Raw genomic sequence first — 19,451 nt, forward strand, 5'->3', positions numbered from 1 at the left:
CTCATTTTTTCAATTCTTTTGCCAATGTCGCTAGATTGGCTTCTAGATTTTCAAGATAAGTATGATTATTTTGCGGATCAGCTTCCAAAGGGTTTAATTGTTTTAGTTTAACGCCTGTAGACTTGACCAAAGTTTTCGCAACTTTTGATGAAGCATTACTTTCCACAAAAATGGTTTTAACTTTATAAGTTTTGACAAATTCTTCAATTTCTGTCAATTGGCGCGGACTTGGTTCCTGCTCTGGAGAAATCCCGGCAATCCCCAACTGCTTCAATCCAAATCGCTTCGCCAAATAAGAAAAGGCAGTATGCTGCGTCACAAATGTTTTTTGCCTTGCAGCTTTGAAAATCGGTTGATATTTTTTAGTCAATTCTTTTGCCTTACCTGCCAGCTCTTTCGCGTTTTTTTGATAGGTTTCTTTATTTTTACTATCAATCTTCGAAAGTTTATCAGCGATGATTTGCGCTTCTTCTGCCACTTTTTCTGGGTCTAACCACGTATGTGGATCGTAAAGAGTCTTTTCATCCACTCCCTCACCAGCAGCTACATCTTCTAATCCCGGCACACGCTCCAGCTTCATCCCTTCTGAAGCTTCAAGCACCTTCACTTTAGATTTTTTCAAACTCGGATCTAAACTTCCAGCCCAAGATTCTAACGTATGAGAATGATAAACAAAGACATCTGCATCATAGATAGCTGCTACATCGTTGGCTGATGGTTCAAAGGAATGAATACCGCTACTTGATTGAATCATCCGAACATCATTTAAATCGCCTGATACTTCTTTGACCATAGCATAAATCGGATAAAAACTTGTTACAATTTTCATTCCCTTGCTCTGCTTTTTGCTACCTGCACCGCACGCCGTCAAAATCAAAACCAGTCCTGCCACAAAAATAGAAAATAAATATTTCCTTAATTTCATATATCACTCCTTAACTAGTGTTTAACCAGTTTATTAACTGGTTAATATGATACCATGATAGAAATTAGCTGTCAAGAATTTTTTATCTGTTTTTTTAACAATAATAAAAAAGCTTTCTAAATAGCATTAGAAAACTTTTACTCTTACCAATCGCTTTTTTCTTTACGAATCTCTTCCAGCATTTCAGCTTCTTCTGCTGTGAACTCATATTTTTCTAGCAAATCTGGACGACGCTCGTAAGTCTTTTTCAAACTCTCATACAGACGCCATTTTCGGATATTTTCATGATGACCACTCATCAAAATATCTGGCACAACCATTCCACGAAAATCATACGGGCGAGTATATTGAGGATATTCTAAAAGCCCTGATGAAAAACTATCATCAGTATGACTGGCTTCCTTACCAAGAACTTCAGGAATCAGCCGTACCGTCGCATCGATCATCGTCATGGCAGCCAATTCTCCACCGGTCAAAACATAGTCTCCAAGCGAGATTTCGTCTGTCACCAAACTTTTAATCCGCTCATCATAACCTTCATAATGTCCACAAATAAAAATCAATTCTTCTTCTTGGGAAAGCTCTTCCGCATAGGCTTGATCAAACGTTCGACCAGCGGGATCTAACAAAATAACCCGTGGCTGTTTTTTCTCAATCGCATCATAAGCATCAAAAATTGGTTGCGCTCTGAGCAACATTCCTTGACCGCCTCCATAAGGCTCATCATCAACATGTCGTGATTTCTCTGCATTTTCCCGAAAGTTATGATAGTGAATCTCTAACAATCCTTTTTCACGCGCCTTGCCAACTATTGAATGCTCCAGCGGGGCAAACATCTCCGGAAATAATGTTAAAATATCAATCTTCATCATCCAGTCCTTCCGGAATTTCCACATCTACTCGACTATTTTCAAGATCAATATTCAACACAACAGGCGGAATATAAGGTAACAGTAAATCACGCTTGCCTTTACGCTTTACCACCCAAACATCGTTGGCACCCGGTTGCAAAATTTCTTTAATAGCTCCAATCAAAACATCCTGTTCATAAACATTCATGCCGATGATTTCATGATAGTAAAATTCGCCCTCATCTAAATCCGATAAGTCTTCCTCAGCCACTTTCAAGGTAAAATCACGATATTTTTCAATGTCATTGATATGATACATTCCTTTGAATTTGACAATATCAAAATTTTTCATCTTGCGATGACTGGCAATTTCCACATTCATGACAAAATTATCCTTCTTGTCAAAAAGAGCTAAAACACTTCCTTTTTTGAAACGCTCCTCTGCAAAATCCGTCACAGACATAACACGCATTTCACCCTGCAAACCTTGCGTATTCACAATTTTTCCAACATTATAATAGTTCATTTTCTCTCCAAATACTAGCATTATCCTATTTATTTTATCATGAATAAAGGGAATTCTCAAGAAAACAAAGACCCACCCACGCCATGATGTGATATACTCCCCTTATAGTGGACAATGAAAAAACAAAAATTCACTAAAACTATAAGGGGAGTTTTTCTATACTTTCTATAAATTAGCTCAAGCGTATTATATATAGCTTGGAGCTTCTATCACAAAAAAGAGCTATCAAAAATAGCTCAATATTTTCCTAAGTCTAAAATTTGATTATATCTACTTTCATCCTCAATATGGTGAGCAATTTCTAGCATCATAACAGGTAGAGAAAACAGTAGCTCACGCACCATCTGGCTGTTTTCCTCGTCCAAGGCAGCAGTTACCTCATCTACTATTAAAACATCCTTTTTACGCAGAAGAAATCTTGCCAGTTCTATCCGAACCCTCTGACCACCCGAAATATTGTCACCATTGTTACTGACAATAAAGTCCAACCCTTCTGTTAATTCATTGTCGAGCTTGACTTGTTTTAAAACAAACCACAAATCTTCATCAGAAAAGACTTGTCCCAAAGTCAAATTATATCGAACTGTGTCATTAAAAAGGAATGGATGCTGGCTAATAATACCAACACTAGATACAAAATGAGATGTATAGTTATTAGTTGTTGTCACACCAGTAATCTGACCTTCATCAGCCTGCTCCTCACCAATAGTTATCCGAAACAAGGTCGATTTCCCACAGCCACTCGGTCCCTTGATTAAAACTTTCTGACCAGTTTGGATGTCCAAATTCAGATGGGTAAAAAGCTGTCTGCTACCATAAGATTTACTTAAATTTTGGATGTGCAGGGCACGAAGTTCTTGCATATCATCTTTCGCCAGTTGTTTATCATCTTTACTGTCTAATACTCCATAAATCTTGTCCGCAGTCGTTTTTGCCCCTTGGATATCTACTGTATCATACATGATTGTCTGGATAGGACTCACCAACTGACCAGCTGCGATATACATGGCGACAAGACTAGCGACAGATACCCTATGACCATTCATGGCAAAGAAGAAACCTAACACAAGCGGTAAAACCTGACTCAGAAATACCATAAAGCCATTACAAAAGAAGACGATATTATGGGTGAAGCAAAAGTTTTGGATGGCTCGTTGATATTTCCAATTCACATTCCATAATTTTTGTCTATTTTCCAGAATCGCTTGATTCATGAGCAGAGTCTGCGCCCCTCGGATGCTGTCAGATACCTGATTATGAACCTCCACTCTGCCTTGAGCCATATCGTCACCAGTATGTTTGAGCCTTTTGTTCATTAAATATTGAGGAATAGGGCGTAAGATAGTAAAGAAGACAAAAATACTCCCCAGTAACAGATTTTGCGTAATAATATAAATTGCTGTTAGTAAAGCAACAAATCCCCAGCAAATTATGTTAATGTACTTTTCTAAATAATTATCCCCCAAATACTCCATATCCTGTGTGAGCATGGTGATTTTTTCATCTTCACTATAATCCTTATTTGTCATTAACTTACCAAATAAATCTGCTCTCATATTCATCTGAATCTCACGTCGAAATACGTTATGCGTGTGATTGCAAAAGAGCATCAAGCTATACAAGACAAAGTAGACTGTAAAACCAAAAAGAGCAAATTGCACTATCTTAAAATAGGTTAGTTCTCCTTGGTTTAAGGACAAAGCTCGAGATACTACTAAAGGTTGAGCAAGAGCCAATCCTCCATTTGCCAGTGCCCCGATGACAGTATAAAATTTCGTTTTCTTATCCAGATAGTGAAAAATTTTATTCATAATGTCCTCCTGGAAAAATAGAGAGGCTAGCACTCCTCTCCATATTATCATTTCTAATCTATTAACTGCAAATATTGCATTGATTGGTTATAGTTTCCGATCTCTTAGGAAGTTCTTTGTTTTTCTTTAAATGCATTATACATCTATTAAAATAATAATTCAAGTAAAACTCAGAAATCCATTTTGTGTCAGGTCTGCTGTATAAAGTTCAGGTTCTGTAAAGAGAAGATAGAATCCATAAACCTCTGTAAAAAGAATAGCACAAGCCAGTCCTATAAAAAACACACCACTGTCTAGGATTAAGAGCTTCCAGAGAATCAAGGCAATCATGCCCACCACCATGAGGATAAGAGGAAGAATCAGAAAATCTGTCATAACCCTCCTACCACTCTAAAATACTAACTAGATAACAATTATACCATCTCTTCCAAGGGAAATTGAATCTTCTTTATTTAGTAAAAAAGTTTCCTCATAACTGTTCATTGAAATTTTGGATATTGAATTATAAAGGTCACAATCATCTGGTAATTCATAATTATAATTTGAGTATTCTTCTAACAGATAGAATATTTCTTTATTAATTCCAATCTGATAACCTTCAAATTCTACTAAAGTATATTCTATTCCATTTAAATTTTTGATTTCTATTTTTTTATTATTAGACGACAATAATTCGATAATATTTTTATAATAGCGTAAAATTGCAACATTAGCGTCTAAAGAGTATTCTAATTCCCCATCATATTCAGGATCAACATCACAAAATTTTAATTCATCATCTTGGAAATATGAACCTGTTATATGTCTCTCAAAGCGAGTTATATAATGGTAATTACCGGAAGACTCCTTAAATGTCAATTGACCAATTGAGTTAACCTGTTTTTTTGCTTTGGTAATAGTACGCTTATCTATACTATTCTTCACACTACCTTTAGCTTCAATTAAATAAGCATTATTTATACTACCATATCCTAAACCAAAGAAATCAGGAAAATATTTAGTGGTGTTTACTACCCTGGAGATAGCAGGATCCTTTAGATGATATAAATAAGGAATTTTATATTCTTTTTCTGCAATTGCATATGCTGATAGTATGCCAATAAAATAGGAGATAGCTGATTTAATAGATGTTTCCGAATTAGAATAATCACCTGTTATATAAAACTTCTGATTACTCTCTGTTAAAGCCATATTAACTAAATGAAAATAAAATCTTTGTCCACTAAAGGATACACCTTTATTCCTAAAACCACCAGTATTTATAAGATATCTTATAAAATCCTTTTTTGAAAGAGGAATTGTTTTTTTTATATTAACTTTCTTACCAATATAATTATTAACAGTATTATAAAATAATACATCAATCATAAGTTTAAATCCTTAATAAAATTTAGAAAACACCCCCACAAAAAATTGTGGGGGTGTTTGTGGGGAAGTTTCTAAAGAAACATTTCCTATTCTATCGCCTTTACTATTAACTAAAGGCTTTTAAACTCGGCTTTCCCCCTTAAACAATCAATGAACGATTATTTAAGAGTAACTGAAGCTCCAGCTTCTTCCAATTTAGTTTTGATTTCTTCTGCTTCTGCAGTTGCAACACCTTCTTTAACAACAGTTGGTGCTCCGTCAACAAGTTCTTTAGCTTCTTTAAGACCAAGACCTGTGATTTCACGAACAGCTTTGATAACGCCGACTTTCTTGTCGCCTGCTGCAGTCAATTCAACGTCAAATGAATCTTTTGCAGCGGCAGCTTCACCAGCACCAGCAGCAGCTACAGCTACAGGAGCAGCTGCAGTTACACCAAATTCTTCTTCGATAGCTTTTACAAGGTCGTTCAATTCAAGGATTGAAGCTTCTTTAATTTCAGCAATAATATTTTCAATGTTCAATGCCATTGTTATTTCCTCCAAATATGTTTTCGTTATTTATTATTAGTTTGTAGCATAGGCTACGCGCAACTTAAAATTAAGCTGCTTCTTCTTTGTTGTCTGCAACCGCTTTGACTGCAAGAGCAACATTGCGAACTGGTGCTTGAAGCACAGATAGTAGCATAGATAGAAGTCCTTCGCGATTTGGAAGAGTTGCAAGAGCAACGATTTCTTCTTTAGATGCAACAGCACCTTCAATAGCTCCACCTTTAATTTCAAGTGCATCAGCTTCTTTAGTAAAATCATTGATGATTTTTGCTGGTGCTACAACATCTTCATTTGAAAATGCAACAGCAGATGGTCCAACAAATGCATCAGCAAGACCTTCAAGTCCAGCTTTTTCAGATGCACGACGTAAAATTGAGTTTTTAATAACTTTATACTCAACTTCGCTTCCACGAAGATTACGACGAAGAACTGTGTCTTGTTCAACTGTAAGACCACGAGCATCCACAACAACGATACTTGCAGCTGCTTTCATTTTTTCAGCAACTACATCAACTAGTTCCGCTTTTTTAGCAATACTTGCTTCACTCATTTAGTGTTTCACCTCCGTAATTATTTTGCTTGGGAAATTTTTCCAAAAGAAAAACGCGCCCAAACCTAGACACGAAAGTACAATACGTTTCTTTTACATGATCCGTTTTGTCCTCGGTAGGATCTTTATGAGTCGAGCTCCCCTACTGTCTTAGGCAGTTTTTTCAAACCAATGATTATTGTAACATAAGAAAAAAAAGATTGCAAGAGTTTTTAATAATTTTTATAATTAGAACGAAAATCTATTCTTTTTAGTTAGCAGATTTATTAAATTATTGGAAAGATAAAAAAGCAGACCATAAAGATCTGCTCTAACTATCTTATATTTATTATGCTTTTACAATTGGAATCCAAAGTTCCATTTTGTAGTCTTTGCTATCCATATCCCCTTCATAATAATATTCAAAGTCAGGTTTTCCTGAATGAACATAACCATGTTCTGGAAAAAATACTTCCATTGCATATTTCCAACCATTATGAATACATTCCGGAACACTTCCTGTTAACTCTACAATGGCATATTCTGCTTCTTCAACTTTCAAAACATCTAAGCCCATACTTTTTGCTTTATCTACATCTGTAACGATATACCCTGCTATGTAATTAATAGTACTTGGTTGTTCTACATTGTAACAAACACCGACACTTTGACCTTCTCCCAATCTTGCTAATTCATCATGACGATATTCTCCATATAGTTTATTCCAAACACTCGGACATAATGATGAATTGATATTTTGTTCATTCCTACCTGCAACTGTAAATGAATTTTTCTTTTGAATTGTGATGTTCATACTTCTTCCTCCTCTTACACTTAGTGCTAGCTGCACTCGTGAAACTATTTTGAATGGTTTTCCATTTCTTACCTCTGAAGGTGTAAATCCATGAAATTTTTTGAATGCAGTCCCAAATGAATCAGATGATTCATATCCATACTTCATCGCTATATCAATAACTTTAATATTGGTATCTCTCAGTAAAACAGCCGCTTCTGTCAACCTTCGACTTCTAATATACTCTGACAATGTTGTATCTGTTAATATAGAAAAGAGTCTGCTAAACATAGGATAAGAATAAGTGGATAAATGGGTAATTTTATCTTCATCTATTTCGCTATCCAGCACACTTTCAATGTAGTTAATTGTTTCATTAAAAAATTGAATTATCTGCATATTTTACCTCTATTCATTTTTCTATCCTATGTAAAGATACCAAAATCTCTAACTTCTTTACCTTTAGTACAATAATCTTTCAGAGTTTTATCCCTTGATACATTGAAGGCACAAATCCCTAAACTGTACATCCAATTGGGCAATCTCCATCAGGGTATCTGCTAAAGAATTATAGGCTTCCTGCCTGCTGTCCAGATAGGCTTGGCTAAAAAGCATAGCAATTTTTTCCTTCAAGTCTGCTTTTACAGGATCATAATCTTTCAAAAATTGACTCAAGTAAAGACTTCTAACGGCTGCCAAACGAAATGAAAAAAATTGATGGAGTTGTTTTTGTTCCGCATTTAAGCCGTTTGCTCGAATAGTTTTAGCATAGTCCTCAATTATACCAACCTCACCATTTTCATATCGTTGTTTCATGATAATAGAGACACTGTGATAAATCTCCTGACTTGTTGGAAGCTTATTTCTTTGCAAATTTCCCCACATGGAATAAGCTCCTCTTTTATAGTCAATCGCTTCTGCTTTCCACGCTTTACAAAAATCACGAAAATCCATTTTCACACAAGGATAGCCTGCCGGATCATGGAAATAAATCCAATGCTCATCCATGTCATAAACTGAAACAAAATGATCCACACCTCGTAGATGGCTATGATTGAGATTATAAGTCAGATATCCCATATCCAAAGGACCTACAATAACAGATCCATGGTCTAGATATGTCTTGAGTTTTTCTTTTAGTTCTATCACATTGACTGGCTCTGAAGAATCACAGAAAAACTCCTCATAGTCAAATCCAAGAATTTGTAAACAATGACTAATGGACTCATCTGGCATGCCATTATCAAAGAAAACCAAAGGATGTCTGTCGTCTTTTTTCACAAGGGTAGCTCCATTACCCATGACCATGATCGCTTCTAGGTAGTCCGAGCGAAAATCATAGCCCGCAGCCTGTAAGGCCATAGCCGTCGAATGAGAATAACAAATCGGAATATCACCAAAGTATAAATTCATCTTCCTACCTCCTTGCCTATAGTATAAACGATAGGAAAATTTATCCCCCATCAAATTTGTACGGAATTTATAGGTTTGCGCAGAAGAAAGAAATTTCACATGTTTTATTGTAAATCAAAAAGCTATTAAAAAATGAAACTATTGTCTAAAAACATCAAAGGCTAAGCTTTTACTGCACTAATTTTACAATTTTTTCTAACTATTAACAATCGTAACATAAGAAAAAAATTACAAGACTTTTTGATCATTTTTTATAATTGGAGTGAAAAGCTATCCCTTTTGATTCGTAGATTTATTAAATTGTCGGAAAAAGAGAAAATGGTAAGAACTAATACGAAAAGACGATAGAATGTTTCATTCTACCGTCTAATGTGTTTTTATTCCTTGTTCAGTTCGACACTGGTTTTTTAATCTTCCCAAAATCAACGGTAATCTATTAAAGTCTTTTCTTTTAGAATGACAGGTATGTTAAAAGCTATGATTTCCGCTAGTACAGTAGCAAGCGCATCGTATACGTCAAATACTACACTAGTATTACCCAATGGTAATAACTCATTAATAAAAGACATCAGTACAACCAGTATACATATATACATAAGTGTCTTTTTAGAAAATTCAATAGTTGAGACTTTATTTACACTGAATGTTGGACTAAAAGGTTGTTTTAGCATAGCTGTTCCAATCCATGCTCCTCCAAAACTAGGGTGTGACATAAAATATAGGAACAACTGAATTAATTGAATAATATTTTCTTAAAAATATTGTGAGTAGCCAAATTAATAATCCTAAAATCGCCATAATTTCAATGGAACTGATTCTCAATTTTCTTTTCTTCATATGCTCCAACTTCTCATCAACTTTCAATTTATCCATTTCTATTATACTAAATATCCCACTCTTATCTTATCATAACAGAAAATATGACAATCTAGTAATATCAGTCTTTCCATTCAGCTTAGTTTTGTCTTTTCAAACATTTCTTCTTGCAGATTTAAATGCTAAAGTCCTACGTAATAAAAAATTCACTAGTTCATCGTAAATGTTCCCAACATTTTACAAACCTAAAATGCTTCCTTCAATCTTCAAAAAATGAAAGAATAACGGCTTTTTCTTGCTCTGTACAAGCAACCAATGGGAGGCGGAGTGGTCCGACTTCAAACCCTTGAGAATTTAGCACAGCTTTAAGTGGTGCTGGGCTTGTCACAGAAAAGAGAGCTTCTATTTTTGGTAACAGCTGACGTTGAATCTGAGCAGCTTTTTTCAACTTACCTTCGTCTAAGGCTGCGAACATTTTATAAAAGTCATCTCCATTGGTATGAGCCGCAACAGATATAACCCCCTGTGCTCCGATTGCTTTTGCATGAAAAGCTTGTCCGTCTTCCCCAGTATAAATTAGAAAGTCCTGTGGAGCGTTTTCAACCAAATGAGTAAGAGCATCTATGCCTGTACAATCCTTGATTGCAATAATATTTGGCAATTGTGCTAAGCGCAAGGAAGTTTCTACTGTCAAACCAGCAACCGTTCGGCTAGGAACATTATAAACGATGACTGGCAGATTTGAAGCTTCCGCAATCGCTTTATAATGCTGATATAGACCTTCTTGAGTCGGTTTGTTGTAATAAGGTGTCACTGCAAGTCCGGCAGCAAAACCACCAAATTTGTCAACTTCACGCGCGAATTCAACAGAATCTCGAGTATCGTTCGTACCAATTCCGGCTATCAACGGAACTCGCCCTTTTACAATCTTTTGAACCGCTGCAAATAATTCTAGCTCCTCTTCATGCGTCAGAGTTGGGCTTTCACCTGTCGTTCCTGCGATAATCAGTCCTTCTGTATGATGCGCTAGAAGGTGTTCAATTAGCTTAGGAAGAGCTTCAAAGTTAATGCTACCGTCCTCTTTAAACGGTGTTACAAGTGCTGTTATAATTCTTGCTTTTTTTAAATCTTCTATAGACATAAATCTCGTCCTCCTAGCTTGCAAAATACAACTATACAAATATTATCTCACATTTTACTTCAATTCGAAAATGACCTCTGCTGTTGGATGCACCAAGCCACGTTCATGCAAGGTCTCAGCAATTTGAACAGAATTCCAAGCCGCACCTTTGAGCAGGTTGTCTGAAACCACCCACATATGAATCCCTTTTTCAGCATCCAAATCTTTGCGGATACGACCAACAAATGTTTCTTTTTTGCCGACAGCATTGACAGCTTGAGGGTAGATTTGATGAGCAACATCATCCTCTAATACTGCTCCAGGAAAATTGGCAATAGCTACTTTGACCTCTGCGATAGGCGCTACTTCTTTTGTCTCGATGTAGACAGACTCTGAGTGCGCTGAAAGAACAGGGATACGAACACAAGTAGCAGAAACCGCAATCGTGTCATCTTCCATGATCTTCTTGGTTTCATTGGTCATCTTCATCTCTTCGTAGGTGTAGTCATTGTCCGTAAAGACATCAATTTGAGGAAGAGCATTAAAAGCAATCGGATAGTGTTTCTTGTCACCGCCGGAAGGCAAAATCTCAGCCTTAACATCACGCGGATTGACACCGTCATTTAAGACCCCACGCAGTTCACGCTGAGTTTCAAGAATAGCTCCCATACCAGCTCCAGACACGGCCTGATAGGTCGATACGATGATGCGCTCTAAGCCCCATTTCTGACGAACAGGCTCCAGCGCCACCATCATCTGGATAGTTGAACAGTTTGGGCAGGCAATAATTCCGTTATGAGCATCAAGTGCATGTGCATTGACCTCTGGTACAACCAAAGGAACATCAGGATTTTGTCGAAAATAAGAGGTGTTATCCACTACAACTGCACCTGCTTTTACAGCATAAGGTGCATATTTGGCAGATGTTGAGCCACCTGCTGAAAAGAGAGCGATATCTACACCTTCAAAGGCAGTTTCCGTTGTTTCTTCAATTGTGATGTCTTGGTCCTTAAATTTCAAAACTTTCCCCGCTGAACGAGCTGAAGCCAAGTAGCGTACTTTCTCAATCGGAAGAGTTGATTCTTCCAGCATTTTAATCATTTGAGCTCCAACGGCACCTGTAGCACCTACCACAGCAACTGTGTATCCCATAACATACCTCTCTGAATTTTCAAAAAATTTGTGTATTGCTGGTATTATACTACTTTTCTAAAGAATTGAAAAGACTTATAAGAAAAAAATCCCCACTAAAAAGTAGGGATTGAGGGCACTTACGTGTGATGAGCAGGTTCACACAACTCATCAAGGTCCGCTCCTGCGTATATGACCTCCCATGCTCAATATGTGGTTTGCGCCACCTATCGACTCATCGCATATCTAGCATTCTACTATAGAGAATCCTAAAAGTCAAACTATTTTTTATGAGAGATTTTCTAGCTTATCCATATTTGAAATTGGTGCCTTAAAAGAGTAAAATAGTCTTTAGGAGGATAAAGTTATGGATACTACGAAACAGCCTGTCCCCATGCCTCAAGATAGACGAACAATGGCTATCTTGCTAGGAGCTGTGGGTGGTTGCCTAGACGTTTTTTCGCATATACAATTTAGTACACTAATCGCCACTCAGACAGGGAATATTATTTTAATCGTAGCCGATTGGGATGGACCAACCGTAAAGACCGCTTACCGTATCCTTTCGCTTGTCTTCTTTACCTGTGGCTTTATCCTTGGTATTCTACTTAAGGAACGGGCGCAAAGCTCACATTGGCGTACTTGGGGAGTCTTACCATTGACTCTCACGACTTTCCTCTTTCCTTTTTTTCATTCTCATTATTTTATCTGGGTGATATTGCTTGCAACCTCTACAGGCATGGTCATGCTAACTTATACAGGCTCAAAAATCGAGTCTTATCCCTACATGATTATGATGACTTCAGGAAACTATCGGAGAATGGTCACTGCTTGGTATGAGTATATTCGTTTTAAAGACCGCAGACATATTATTAGAAGGCAAGCGGCTAATTACTCTATGATTGTCGCTAGTTTCATCGGCGGTGCTATTTTTACCGGATTTCTCACACGTTTCATTCATCAATATGCTATCTGGACAGTCACTACTATTTTGACGATTATTATCATTCATTATACTAGATACAATCATATACATCACTTAGAGCAAAAAAATATCTAACATCAATAAACGCCCTGACAGAAGCAATCAGGGCATTTTGCTATTATTTTTAAGAATAGTTTATCCAAGTAGTGTCACAACAACTGGAACAACGACTACAAATAAGACCGTGCTTAGTGTCACAACATTTGTGGTAAATTCCACATCGCCGTCTCCTTGGCTTGCAAGGATTGGAAGAACTGCAAGGGCTGGTGCAGCAGATTGAACGACGAAGGTTTTGTATTCCATTGCAGGCAATCCGCTTGCTACTAAATTCAAAAGAACAACCATTGTTAATGGCGCTAAAATAAATTTACCGACCAAGGTCACAACAGAGTCCTTATCGAACCGAATAGTGCTCAAACCTGCTTTAGCTAAAATGATACCAATGTAAATAAGAGACAGAGGAGTTACTAAGTTCCCGATATAGATAAGGGTGCTGCTGGCAAAACTAGGCACCTCCCAACCTAAAATAAGAAAGACTAAGGCAACGAGAAAACCAATCAAAGGAGCAGGCAGGAGTTTCTTCCAGTCAAATTTTCCTGCTTTCTTCTCGCCAGACTTGCTATCGGTTGTCATGAGATAGACCCCGATTGTCCATGTCGAAATGGTATTCGCAATATAGTAAACCAAGAAATATGGAAGTGCCTCGTCTCCAAAGAGAGCAACATTCAAAGGAAGCCCTATAAAGATTGTATTGGCATTGACAAAGGTATTAATCATGGTTGCCCGACGACCTGGCCGCACTTTAAAAACCTTAACGGCAACAAAAGCAAAAATGTATCCAATGACAAAAGCTACCAAAACCCAGACAAGAGAACTTGATAATGAAATCAACTTGCTCAAAGTCAGGTACTTCAAGACAGAGACAAAGATTGAAACCGGCAACGCTACATTCATGATGAGGCGGGACAGATTGGGACCGAAGTCTTCTCCGAACCAGCCCCTTACTTGCAAGATATAGCCAAGTACAATGATTGCAATAATCGGGATGATACTTTGAATAGAGGTTAAAAAGATATTCATAAAAACCTTCTATCTAGTATTTTGGATACCATTTCAAATCACGTACTGCTTTAGCCATGTCTTTTTCGTCTGCTTGAGCAAGACCTTGCTTTTGGGCTTTTTTAGCAACAGCTTCTGCTACCTTGATAGACACTTCTGTCACATATTTGAAAGGTGGAAGAACGGGAGCTCCGGGCTGGGTAATGTCCACAATACCGCTCAAGGAGTGAGCCGCAGCGCCAATCATTTCATCTGTCAATAGTTTAGCCTCAGCTCCCATGACCCCAAGTCCCAAGCCAGGATAAATAAGGGCATTGTTTGCTTGGCCGATTTGATAAGTAACACCTTTATACTCTACATCATCTGCTGGGATTCCTGTTGCGACAAATGCTTTCCCGTCTGACCATTTAATCAAATCTTCCGCAGTTGCTTCTGCTAGCTTTGTAGGATTGCTAAGTGGGAAAATAATCGGACAGGCCGTGTTTTCACACATCGCTTCTACGATTTCCTTTGTGAAGGTATTTGGCTGTGTAGAAGTTCCAACTAAAATCGTCGGTTTGACGGTTTTCACAACTTCAAGCAAATCAGTCAGCTTATCTGCATTTGGGTAATCAGAGCGCTTCTTCGCAAACGGTTTTTGCTCAGGAGTTAAGTCATCCATATCATCAAAGAGGAGACCTTGCTTATCCACCATGAAAAAGCGTTTATAGGCTTCCTCTTCAGATAAACCATCTACAACCATTTCTCTATAGACACGTGCTGCAATTCCTGCACCTGCTGTGCCCCCGCCATAGCAGAGATAGACTTGATCCGTTAGTTTTTCTCCGGTGATGTCAAGTGAAGCAAAAATTCCGCCTAAGGTCACAATCCCTGTTCCCTGAATATCATCATTAAATGTTGGGATTCTATCCTTGTATTCGTTTAAAATCGTTGCAGCATTTAAGCGGCCAAAATCTTCCCAGTGCAGATAGAGCTTAGGGAAAAGACGTTCAGCTGTTTGGACAAATTGATCAACAAAATCATAATAACGCTCTCCGCGAACTCTTTCATGCCGATTTCCAAGATAATTTGGATTGTCTAATAATTCCTTGCGATTGGTTCCTGCGTCAATAACCAGAGGTAAAACAGATTTTGGATCAATTCCTGCTGCTGCAGTATAGACCATAAGCTTGCCGACTGAGATATCTACTCCGTTGGTTCCCCAGTCACCAATTCCTAGGATTCCTTCTGCATCCGTCACCACAATCAAGCGAATCTCACGGTCTCCTGCTGCATTTTTCAAAGTTGCTTCAATATTTTCAGGGTGGTTAATATCAAGATAACCAGCATATTGAGGGTCTACAAAAAGATCGCTGTATCCTTCAATCGTATCTGCAATTGTCGGATCGTACACGATAGGATTGAACTCTTTAATATGTTGGCTGAACAGATAGTAAAATAAAGTCCGATTGGTATTAAAAATTTCCATTAAAAACAAACGCTTTTCAAGGTTGCTTGGCTTTTGCTGATAGTGGTGATAGGTTTGAGCAGCCTGCTCTTCCAAAGTTTGGACATACGGAGGCAAAAGTCCTACCAATCCCAATTCTTGACGTTCTTCATTTGTAAAGGCCGTTCCTTTATTCAAAAAAGGGTTATTTAAAATGTCATGTGCTTTCATGAGCTTTCTCCTTGCATTTTAAGAATATAGTCGTTTAGTTTGCTTTTAGTACAAGGCAACGAGCTGCAGGCATAACTGAAGTTAGACAAAGCGAGTTAACACAGTAATAAAAGATAAACTAAATGACTATAATGACAATTGATTTTTAAAATCAACATAGCCAACTATAAAAAATTCGCCTCCTTTTATATTTATTATAGCACAAATTGTGCCATAAATCATACAAAGTTTTATACATAAGGTTAAAAAGATGATGTGAAACTTGTATGATAGGTATATGAACAAAACAACTTTTTTACAGCGTTTTATTGCTAATAAGGTCCGCTTTCATAGAAAAGCAAAGGATTTAAGTCAAGAAGAATTATCTGAAAAAGCTGGTTTAGGCTTGAAATATATCAATCAACTAGAAAACCTAAGCAGCAATCTCAGCATTCAAACTCTGGAAAAAGTCATCTTAGCTTTAGATATGACACCGGAAGAATTTTTTGACTTTAGAAGTTTGGAAGGAAAGAGAGATTCAAACCATCCTTTCTCCCTTAAACGCTTAAATATGAAAATAAAACAACTACCAAAGGAAAAACAAGAAGTATTCGTTGGCATTTTTGAAGACATTCTTGATAACCTTGACCGGTAGTCGCTTCAGTATTTCATTTTAATCTTTTGCTTTGCGTATAGTCAAAAGCGACAGTACGGATAAAATTTACTTATATCAATTTTCTTTTGCCCTTATTTCACCTCTTTGTGTTACACTTGAAGCATGAACATAAAAGATTTTGAGTATTTTTATTCTCTCACGCAGCTCCAGTCTTATACTGCTGTTGCCAATAAATTTGATATTAGTCAGCCGTCTGTTTCTTACGCTGTCAAGCGCTTAGAGGAGGAATTTAATTGTAAGCTCATTGCAGCAGATCCTTCTCATCGTACTTTTTCTTTGACCGAGCAAGGAGAGATTCTCCTAAGCCATCTCAAGCGGATCCTGCCAGAGCTTTCTTCTGCCCATAAAGAAATCAATCGTTCCTTAGCGCATTATTCGACTGTTGGCTTTCCGCCGATGATTATGAATTATTTACTGTCATTTATTCCTGAAAATGATGACAAGGCTGCCCTTTTCCAAAAAATCCGCCCTATTCGCGGAGGCTCTGTCGAACTGCTTCGCCTTTTGGAAAATGGAGATTTAGATGTCAGCTTTGTTGCAACGCTTGGCCCTCTCTCACACAATGGCTTAAACTTGCAGAGGTTGTTTTCAAGTGAAGTATTTGTCGTCATGTCTAAATCCCATCCGTTAGCTGATAAAGAAATTCTCTCTTTTTCAGAATTGATTGATGAATCTTTTATCGTCTTGGACCAGCACTTCATTCACCTGAAAGCTTTTCGTGAGTTAAACCAAAAGCATCATAATAAAGCTGAAATCTTTTTTCAGACGGATGATGTTGATTTGCTGAAGCAAATGTTGAGAAAAAATATCGGCATCAGTCTCTTGGCTGATTTTGCTTTTCCAAATGATGAGGAAAAATTGGTTAAAATTCCTCTGTCTAAGGGGGATAAGATCATATTTTACGTCTATCTTGCCAGCCTAAAATCAACGATTTTAAATGAGGACGTTCTCAACTTCTTTGACTATACCACCAATCTTCTTGATGAAAAATAAAAAAACTGAATCAATTCCCCTTAGGAGAGTTATCCTAGAGGATGTACTGCCCCCAAAAAGTTAGACAAAAAATATTAGTGAAAGGATTTAGTTCTGTACTGCACAGGACTAAGTCCTTTTAGTTTTGTTTTAATCCGTTTATTGTTGTAATAAACAATATAAGTTGCAATAGCTTTCTCCAGCTCATCAAGCGATTGATAACTCTTCTCATAACCGTAGAACATCTCCGATTTGAGGATGCCAAAGAAGGACTCCATCATCCCATTGTCTGGACTATTGCCCTTGCGAGACATAGATGGGACAATTCCTTTCGCTTCTAAGAATTGATGATAAGACTGGTGCTGATACTGCCAGCCTTGGTCACTGTGGAGAATGGTTCCCTTGTAGGTTCCAGCAGGAAAAGCCTTGGCTAACATTGTTCTGACCTGGTTCAAGTCAGGTGAACGTGACAAGGTAAAGGCAATGATTTCACTATTATACCCATCTAAAATAGGAGACAGGTAGAGCTTTCCATTGACGTTTGGTAAGGCAAATTCGGTTACATCTGTATAGCACTTTTCGTAAGGCCTAGAGCCTTCAAACTGACGCTGAATGAGATTCTCTGCTTTCTTACCAATCTCCCCCTTGTAAGAAGAATATTTCCGTTGACGGCGAATTCGAGCTTGTAGCCCCATCACTTGCATCAATCGCTGAACTTTCTTGTGATTGATATGAAAACCACGATTTTTCAGTTCAAGATGAATTCGACGATAACCATAGTTTCCCTTGTGCTCATCATAAATCAATTGAATTTCAGCTTTTAACTCTTGATCCTTGTCTGGTTTATCTAGCTGTTTTAGCTGGTAATAGTAAGTTGCACGAGAGAGTTTAGCGGTAGCTAGTAGGAAACTTAATCGGAATCCTTCCTTGACCATCTCTCTAATTGTCTCTGCTTTTCGCGCTGTAAGGCTTCGTCCCTTAAGCGTAACTCCCTCAACTTTTTTAGATAGGCATTCTCCGTTCTAAGACGCTCGTTCTCTTCTTGAAGTCGCTCTAGTTCCGTCATTTCTTCCCAAGTTTTCTTTTTCTTACGTCCCATCTTTGGTGGTCTCCCTCTTTGTTTCTCAACAATAGTATAGCCGTTTTTCTTATATTGTGCCAGCCAATTTGGGAGAGTCCCCCTGTTAGGAAGGGCAAAATCGAGAGAGACTGACAATTGAGAACGCCCTTCAAGAAGAACTTGATGAAGGATTTTTTGCTTTAGTTCAGGAGAATAATAAGTCTTCTTACCTCTCTTGACAATGTCTACTCCATGCCTATCAATTAGTCGAATCAGATATTCGATCCCTGACTGATTGAGGTTAAACTGTTTTGATAATGACTTGAGAGTTGCGCCGCTTTTTCGCAAGTAATAGATTTGAACCTTGTCTTCATAACTTAATTTCATAAAAATAACATCCCAAAAGTTAGAGTTTTCTTGTCTAACTTTTGGGGTGCAGTTCAAGGATTGGTTCAGTTTTTTTGTTTATTGATTGATATTTGTCTGATATGTTTTATCTTTTGACTCAAAAATGATTTCAATTGTTAATGGATGCGGAGGGAAAAGATAAACGAGAAAACCCAATCGTCTATCGTTCTAACAAGTACTTGCTTCCTTCTTTAATGCTGAGTTTGCTCAGCCTGTCTTTGTATTTTTCAATAAACTCCAGCACCCAGTCGGGATTGGTCTTGGAGTAATCTCGCAGAGCCCAGCCAATAGCCTTATTGATGAAAAACTCGGTCTGGTCAAGATTATTAACCAAGATTTGCTCCAGCAGCTGGACATCCGTTTCTTCTTTTTGAAGCAATTGGTGTTCAATGGCAAGGCGCCGCAGCCAAAAATCTTCATCCCTGCTCCACTCCAACACAAATTTCTTTGTCTCAGGATAATGCAAACTAATATAGCCTACCGAGCGACACAAAAAGTCAATTGTGTCCCACCAAGGTTTTGTCTGCGCTAATTTCTTTATCTTTGACAAATCGCTTGGTGTCAAAGCTTTTTGTTTCAATTGCAAATAATCCAGCACCACATATTGCATTTCACGATAGGGGTTCTCCCAAGCCTGATGGATAAATTTCCAATCAATTGCAAGGCTGCTATTTTTCTTAAAAAATACCTTGGAAAGCTTTCGTCTAACAGGTGTTTTGACTCCTAAAAACTCAAACTGGTCTTTCATGTATGCTTCCATGTGAATAGCATCTTCAGGATTCGCTACTTCTTTTAATCCTTGGAAAATATCTTCTACTTTCATA

At 37.6% G+C, this 19,451-nt stretch carries 19 protein-coding genes and 1 other annotated feature; of the genes, 3 read left to right on the forward strand and 16 right to left on the reverse strand.

Translation table 11 applies throughout. The annotated features are described in order from the left end of the window. Position 1: 1 nt before the first annotated feature. The 12 genes from EHW89_RS05035 to EHW89_RS05095 all read right to left on the reverse strand — a co-directional run bounded on the left by EHW89_RS05035 (position 2) and on the right by EHW89_RS05095 (position 11,852). A complete protein-coding gene (locus tag EHW89_RS05035; protein ID WP_126467054.1) occupies positions 2-925 on the reverse strand; it encodes a metal ABC transporter solute-binding protein, Zn/Mn family in 924 nt (307 codons plus the stop codon). Between the two features lie 143 nt (positions 926-1,068). Continuing rightward, positions 1,069-1,794 carry a tRNA (guanosine(37)-N1)-methyltransferase TrmD gene (trmD, locus tag EHW89_RS05040; RefSeq protein ID WP_037567355.1) on the reverse strand — a complete coding sequence of 242 codons (726 nt, stop codon included), beginning with the start codon at positions 1,792-1,794 and terminating at the stop codon, positions 1,069-1,071. Beyond that, positions 1,784-2,302, reverse strand: coding sequence for a ribosome maturation factor RimM (gene rimM, locus EHW89_RS05045; protein ID WP_003024233.1), 519 nt, complete (start codon positions 2,300-2,302; stop codon positions 1,784-1,786). The genes trmD and rimM overlap by 11 nt, the downstream gene beginning before the upstream one ends. Positions 2,303-2,538: 236 nt before the next feature. Then, positions 2,539-4,113, reverse strand: coding sequence for an ATP-binding cassette domain-containing protein (locus EHW89_RS05050; RefSeq protein WP_126467056.1), 1,575 nt, complete (start codon positions 4,111-4,113; stop codon positions 2,539-2,541). Positions 4,114-4,272: 159 nt separating this feature from the next. Continuing rightward, the gene (locus tag EHW89_RS05055) at positions 4,273-4,488 is read right to left on the reverse strand and encodes a DUF5966 family protein (protein ID WP_003024228.1); all 216 of its coding nucleotides are present in this window, start codon (positions 4,486-4,488) and stop codon (positions 4,273-4,275) included. Positions 4,489-4,515: 27 nt separating this feature from the next. Beyond that, the gene (locus EHW89_RS05060) at positions 4,516-5,481 is read right to left on the reverse strand and encodes a hypothetical protein (protein WP_226997557.1); all 966 of its coding nucleotides are present in this window, start codon (positions 5,479-5,481) and stop codon (positions 4,516-4,518) included. Positions 5,482-5,639: 158 nt separating this feature from the next. Further along, complete coding sequence (rplL, locus tag EHW89_RS05065; RefSeq protein ID WP_003024225.1) at positions 5,640-6,008, reverse strand: 50S ribosomal protein L7/L12; 369 nt, start codon at positions 6,006-6,008, stop codon at positions 5,640-5,642. Positions 6,009-6,078: 70 nt separating this feature from the next. Then, on the reverse strand, positions 6,079-6,579 hold the full coding sequence (rplJ, locus tag EHW89_RS05070; RefSeq protein ID WP_003024222.1) for a 50S ribosomal protein L10: 501 nt from the start codon (positions 6,577-6,579) through the stop codon (positions 6,079-6,081). A 38-nt stretch (positions 6,580-6,617) separates the two neighbouring features. Beyond that, positions 6,618-6,752: a sequence feature (ribosomal protein L10 leader region), on the reverse strand. Positions 6,753-6,907: 155 nt separating this feature from the next. Further along, entirely contained in the window at positions 6,908-7,750 is an 843-nt protein-coding gene (locus EHW89_RS05075; RefSeq protein WP_003029379.1) for an AraC family transcriptional regulator, read from the reverse strand. Positions 7,751-7,837: 87 nt separating this feature from the next. Next, complete coding sequence (locus tag EHW89_RS05080; RefSeq protein WP_022526131.1) at positions 7,838-8,764, reverse strand: hypothetical protein; 927 nt, start codon at positions 8,762-8,764, stop codon at positions 7,838-7,840. A 1,075-nt stretch (positions 8,765-9,839) separates the two neighbouring features. After that, on the reverse strand, positions 9,840-10,721 hold the full coding sequence (dapA, locus tag EHW89_RS05090; protein WP_126467059.1) for a 4-hydroxy-tetrahydrodipicolinate synthase: 882 nt from the start codon (positions 10,719-10,721) through the stop codon (positions 9,840-9,842). Positions 10,722-10,775: 54 nt separating this feature from the next. After that, positions 10,776-11,852 (reverse strand): aspartate-semialdehyde dehydrogenase, encoded by a 1,077-nt coding sequence (locus tag EHW89_RS05095; RefSeq protein ID WP_126467061.1) that lies wholly within the window; start codon positions 11,850-11,852, stop codon positions 10,776-10,778. Positions 11,853-12,198: 346 nt separating this feature from the next. Between EHW89_RS05095 and EHW89_RS05100 the strand changes: the two genes are divergently transcribed. After that, the gene (locus tag EHW89_RS05100) at positions 12,199-12,891 is read left to right on the forward strand and encodes a YoaK family protein (RefSeq protein WP_018543517.1); all 693 of its coding nucleotides are present in this window, start codon (positions 12,199-12,201) and stop codon (positions 12,889-12,891) included. Positions 12,892-12,951: 60 nt separating this feature from the next. Here EHW89_RS05100 and EHW89_RS05105 read toward each other — a convergent pair whose 3' ends face one another. Continuing rightward, positions 12,952-13,896 carry an AEC family transporter gene (locus EHW89_RS05105; RefSeq protein ID WP_049508453.1) on the reverse strand — a complete coding sequence of 315 codons (945 nt, stop codon included), beginning with the start codon at positions 13,894-13,896 and terminating at the stop codon, positions 12,952-12,954. A 13-nt stretch (positions 13,897-13,909) separates the two neighbouring features. Beyond that, complete coding sequence (locus tag EHW89_RS05110; protein WP_126467063.1) at positions 13,910-15,532, reverse strand: malolactic enzyme; 1,623 nt, start codon at positions 15,530-15,532, stop codon at positions 13,910-13,912. A 277-nt stretch (positions 15,533-15,809) separates the two neighbouring features. On the opposite strand from EHW89_RS05110, the gene EHW89_RS05115 reads away from it, so the two are divergent. Together EHW89_RS05115 and EHW89_RS05120 are read left to right on the forward strand one after the other, a co-directional pair. Beyond that, positions 15,810-16,166, forward strand: coding sequence for a helix-turn-helix domain-containing protein (locus tag EHW89_RS05115; RefSeq protein WP_126467065.1), 357 nt, complete (start codon positions 15,810-15,812; stop codon positions 16,164-16,166). A 123-nt stretch (positions 16,167-16,289) separates the two neighbouring features. Next, complete coding sequence (locus tag EHW89_RS05120) at positions 16,290-17,180, forward strand: LysR family transcriptional regulator (protein WP_126467067.1); 891 nt, start codon at positions 16,290-16,292, stop codon at positions 17,178-17,180. A 74-nt stretch (positions 17,181-17,254) separates the two neighbouring features. On the opposite strand, the gene EHW89_RS05125 is transcribed toward EHW89_RS05120, so the two are convergent. Further along, positions 17,255-18,606, reverse strand: a protein-coding gene (locus tag EHW89_RS05125; RefSeq protein ID WP_126466448.1) for an IS3 family transposase whose coding sequence is annotated in 2 segments (ribosomal slippage) — positions 17,255-18,144 and positions 18,144-18,606 — 1,353 coding nt in all. Because the reading frame shifts where the segments join, the coding sequence is not laid out codon by codon here. 181 nt (positions 18,607-18,787) lie between these two features. Then, entirely contained in the window at positions 18,788-19,450 is a 663-nt protein-coding gene (locus EHW89_RS05130) for a DNA alkylation repair protein (protein WP_126467069.1), read from the reverse strand. Between the last annotated feature and the right edge of the window lies 1 nt (position 19,451).

It is taken from the genome of Streptococcus periodonticum (assembly GCF_003963555.1).
GTDB classification, from domain to species: Bacteria; Bacillota; Bacilli; order Lactobacillales; family Streptococcaceae; genus Streptococcus; species Streptococcus anginosus.

What these genes read in the sequence shown, in the direction of transcription:
- EHW89_RS05035 (WP_126467054.1), bottom strand. Translation starts at nt 925, where the DNA reads ATGAAATTAAGGAAATATTTATTTTCTATTTTTGTGGCAGGACTGGTT.
- dapA (WP_126467059.1), bottom strand. Translation starts at nt 10,721, where the DNA reads ATGTCTATAGAAGATTTAAAAAAAGCAAGAATTATAACAGCACTTGTA.
- EHW89_RS05110 (WP_126467063.1), bottom strand. Translation starts at nt 15,532, where the DNA reads ATGAAAGCACATGACATTTTAAATAACCCTTTTTTGAATAAAGGAACG.
- EHW89_RS05120 (WP_126467067.1), top strand. Translation starts at nt 16,290, where the DNA reads ATGAACATAAAAGATTTTGAGTATTTTTATTCTCTCACGCAGCTCCAG.
- EHW89_RS05095 (WP_126467061.1), bottom strand. Translation starts at nt 11,852, where the DNA reads ATGGGATACACAGTTGCTGTGGTAGGTGCTACAGGTGCCGTTGGAGCT.
- EHW89_RS05130 (WP_126467069.1), bottom strand. Translation starts at nt 19,450, where the DNA reads ATGAAAGTAGAAGATATTTTCCAAGGATTAAAAGAAGTAGCGAATCCT.
- EHW89_RS05100 (WP_018543517.1), top strand. Translation starts at nt 12,199, where the DNA reads ATGGATACTACGAAACAGCCTGTCCCCATGCCTCAAGATAGACGAACA.
- EHW89_RS05075 (WP_003029379.1), bottom strand. Translation starts at nt 7,750, where the DNA reads ATGCAGATAATTCAATTTTTTAATGAAACAATTAACTACATTGAAAGT.
- EHW89_RS05105 (WP_049508453.1), bottom strand. Translation starts at nt 13,896, where the DNA reads ATGAATATCTTTTTAACCTCTATTCAAAGTATCATCCCGATTATTGCA.
- EHW89_RS05060 (WP_226997557.1), bottom strand. Translation starts at nt 5,481, where the DNA reads ATGATTGATGTATTATTTTATAATACTGTTAATAATTATATTGGTAAG.
- rplJ (WP_003024222.1), bottom strand. Translation starts at nt 6,579, where the DNA reads ATGAGTGAAGCAAGTATTGCTAAAAAAGCGGAACTAGTTGATGTAGTT.
- rimM (WP_003024233.1), bottom strand. Translation starts at nt 2,302, where the DNA reads ATGAACTATTATAATGTTGGAAAAATTGTGAATACGCAAGGTTTGCAG.
- trmD (WP_037567355.1), bottom strand. Translation starts at nt 1,794, where the DNA reads ATGAAGATTGATATTTTAACATTATTTCCGGAGATGTTTGCCCCGCTG.
- EHW89_RS05115 (WP_126467065.1), top strand. Translation starts at nt 15,810, where the DNA reads ATGAACAAAACAACTTTTTTACAGCGTTTTATTGCTAATAAGGTCCGC.
- EHW89_RS05080 (WP_022526131.1), bottom strand. Translation starts at nt 8,764, where the DNA reads ATGAATTTATACTTTGGTGATATTCCGATTTGTTATTCTCATTCGACG.
- EHW89_RS05050 (WP_126467056.1), bottom strand. Translation starts at nt 4,113, where the DNA reads ATGAATAAAATTTTTCACTATCTGGATAAGAAAACGAAATTTTATACT.
- rplL (WP_003024225.1), bottom strand. Translation starts at nt 6,008, where the DNA reads ATGGCATTGAACATTGAAAATATTATTGCTGAAATTAAAGAAGCTTCA.
- EHW89_RS05055 (WP_003024228.1), bottom strand. Translation starts at nt 4,488, where the DNA reads ATGACAGATTTTCTGATTCTTCCTCTTATCCTCATGGTGGTGGGCATG.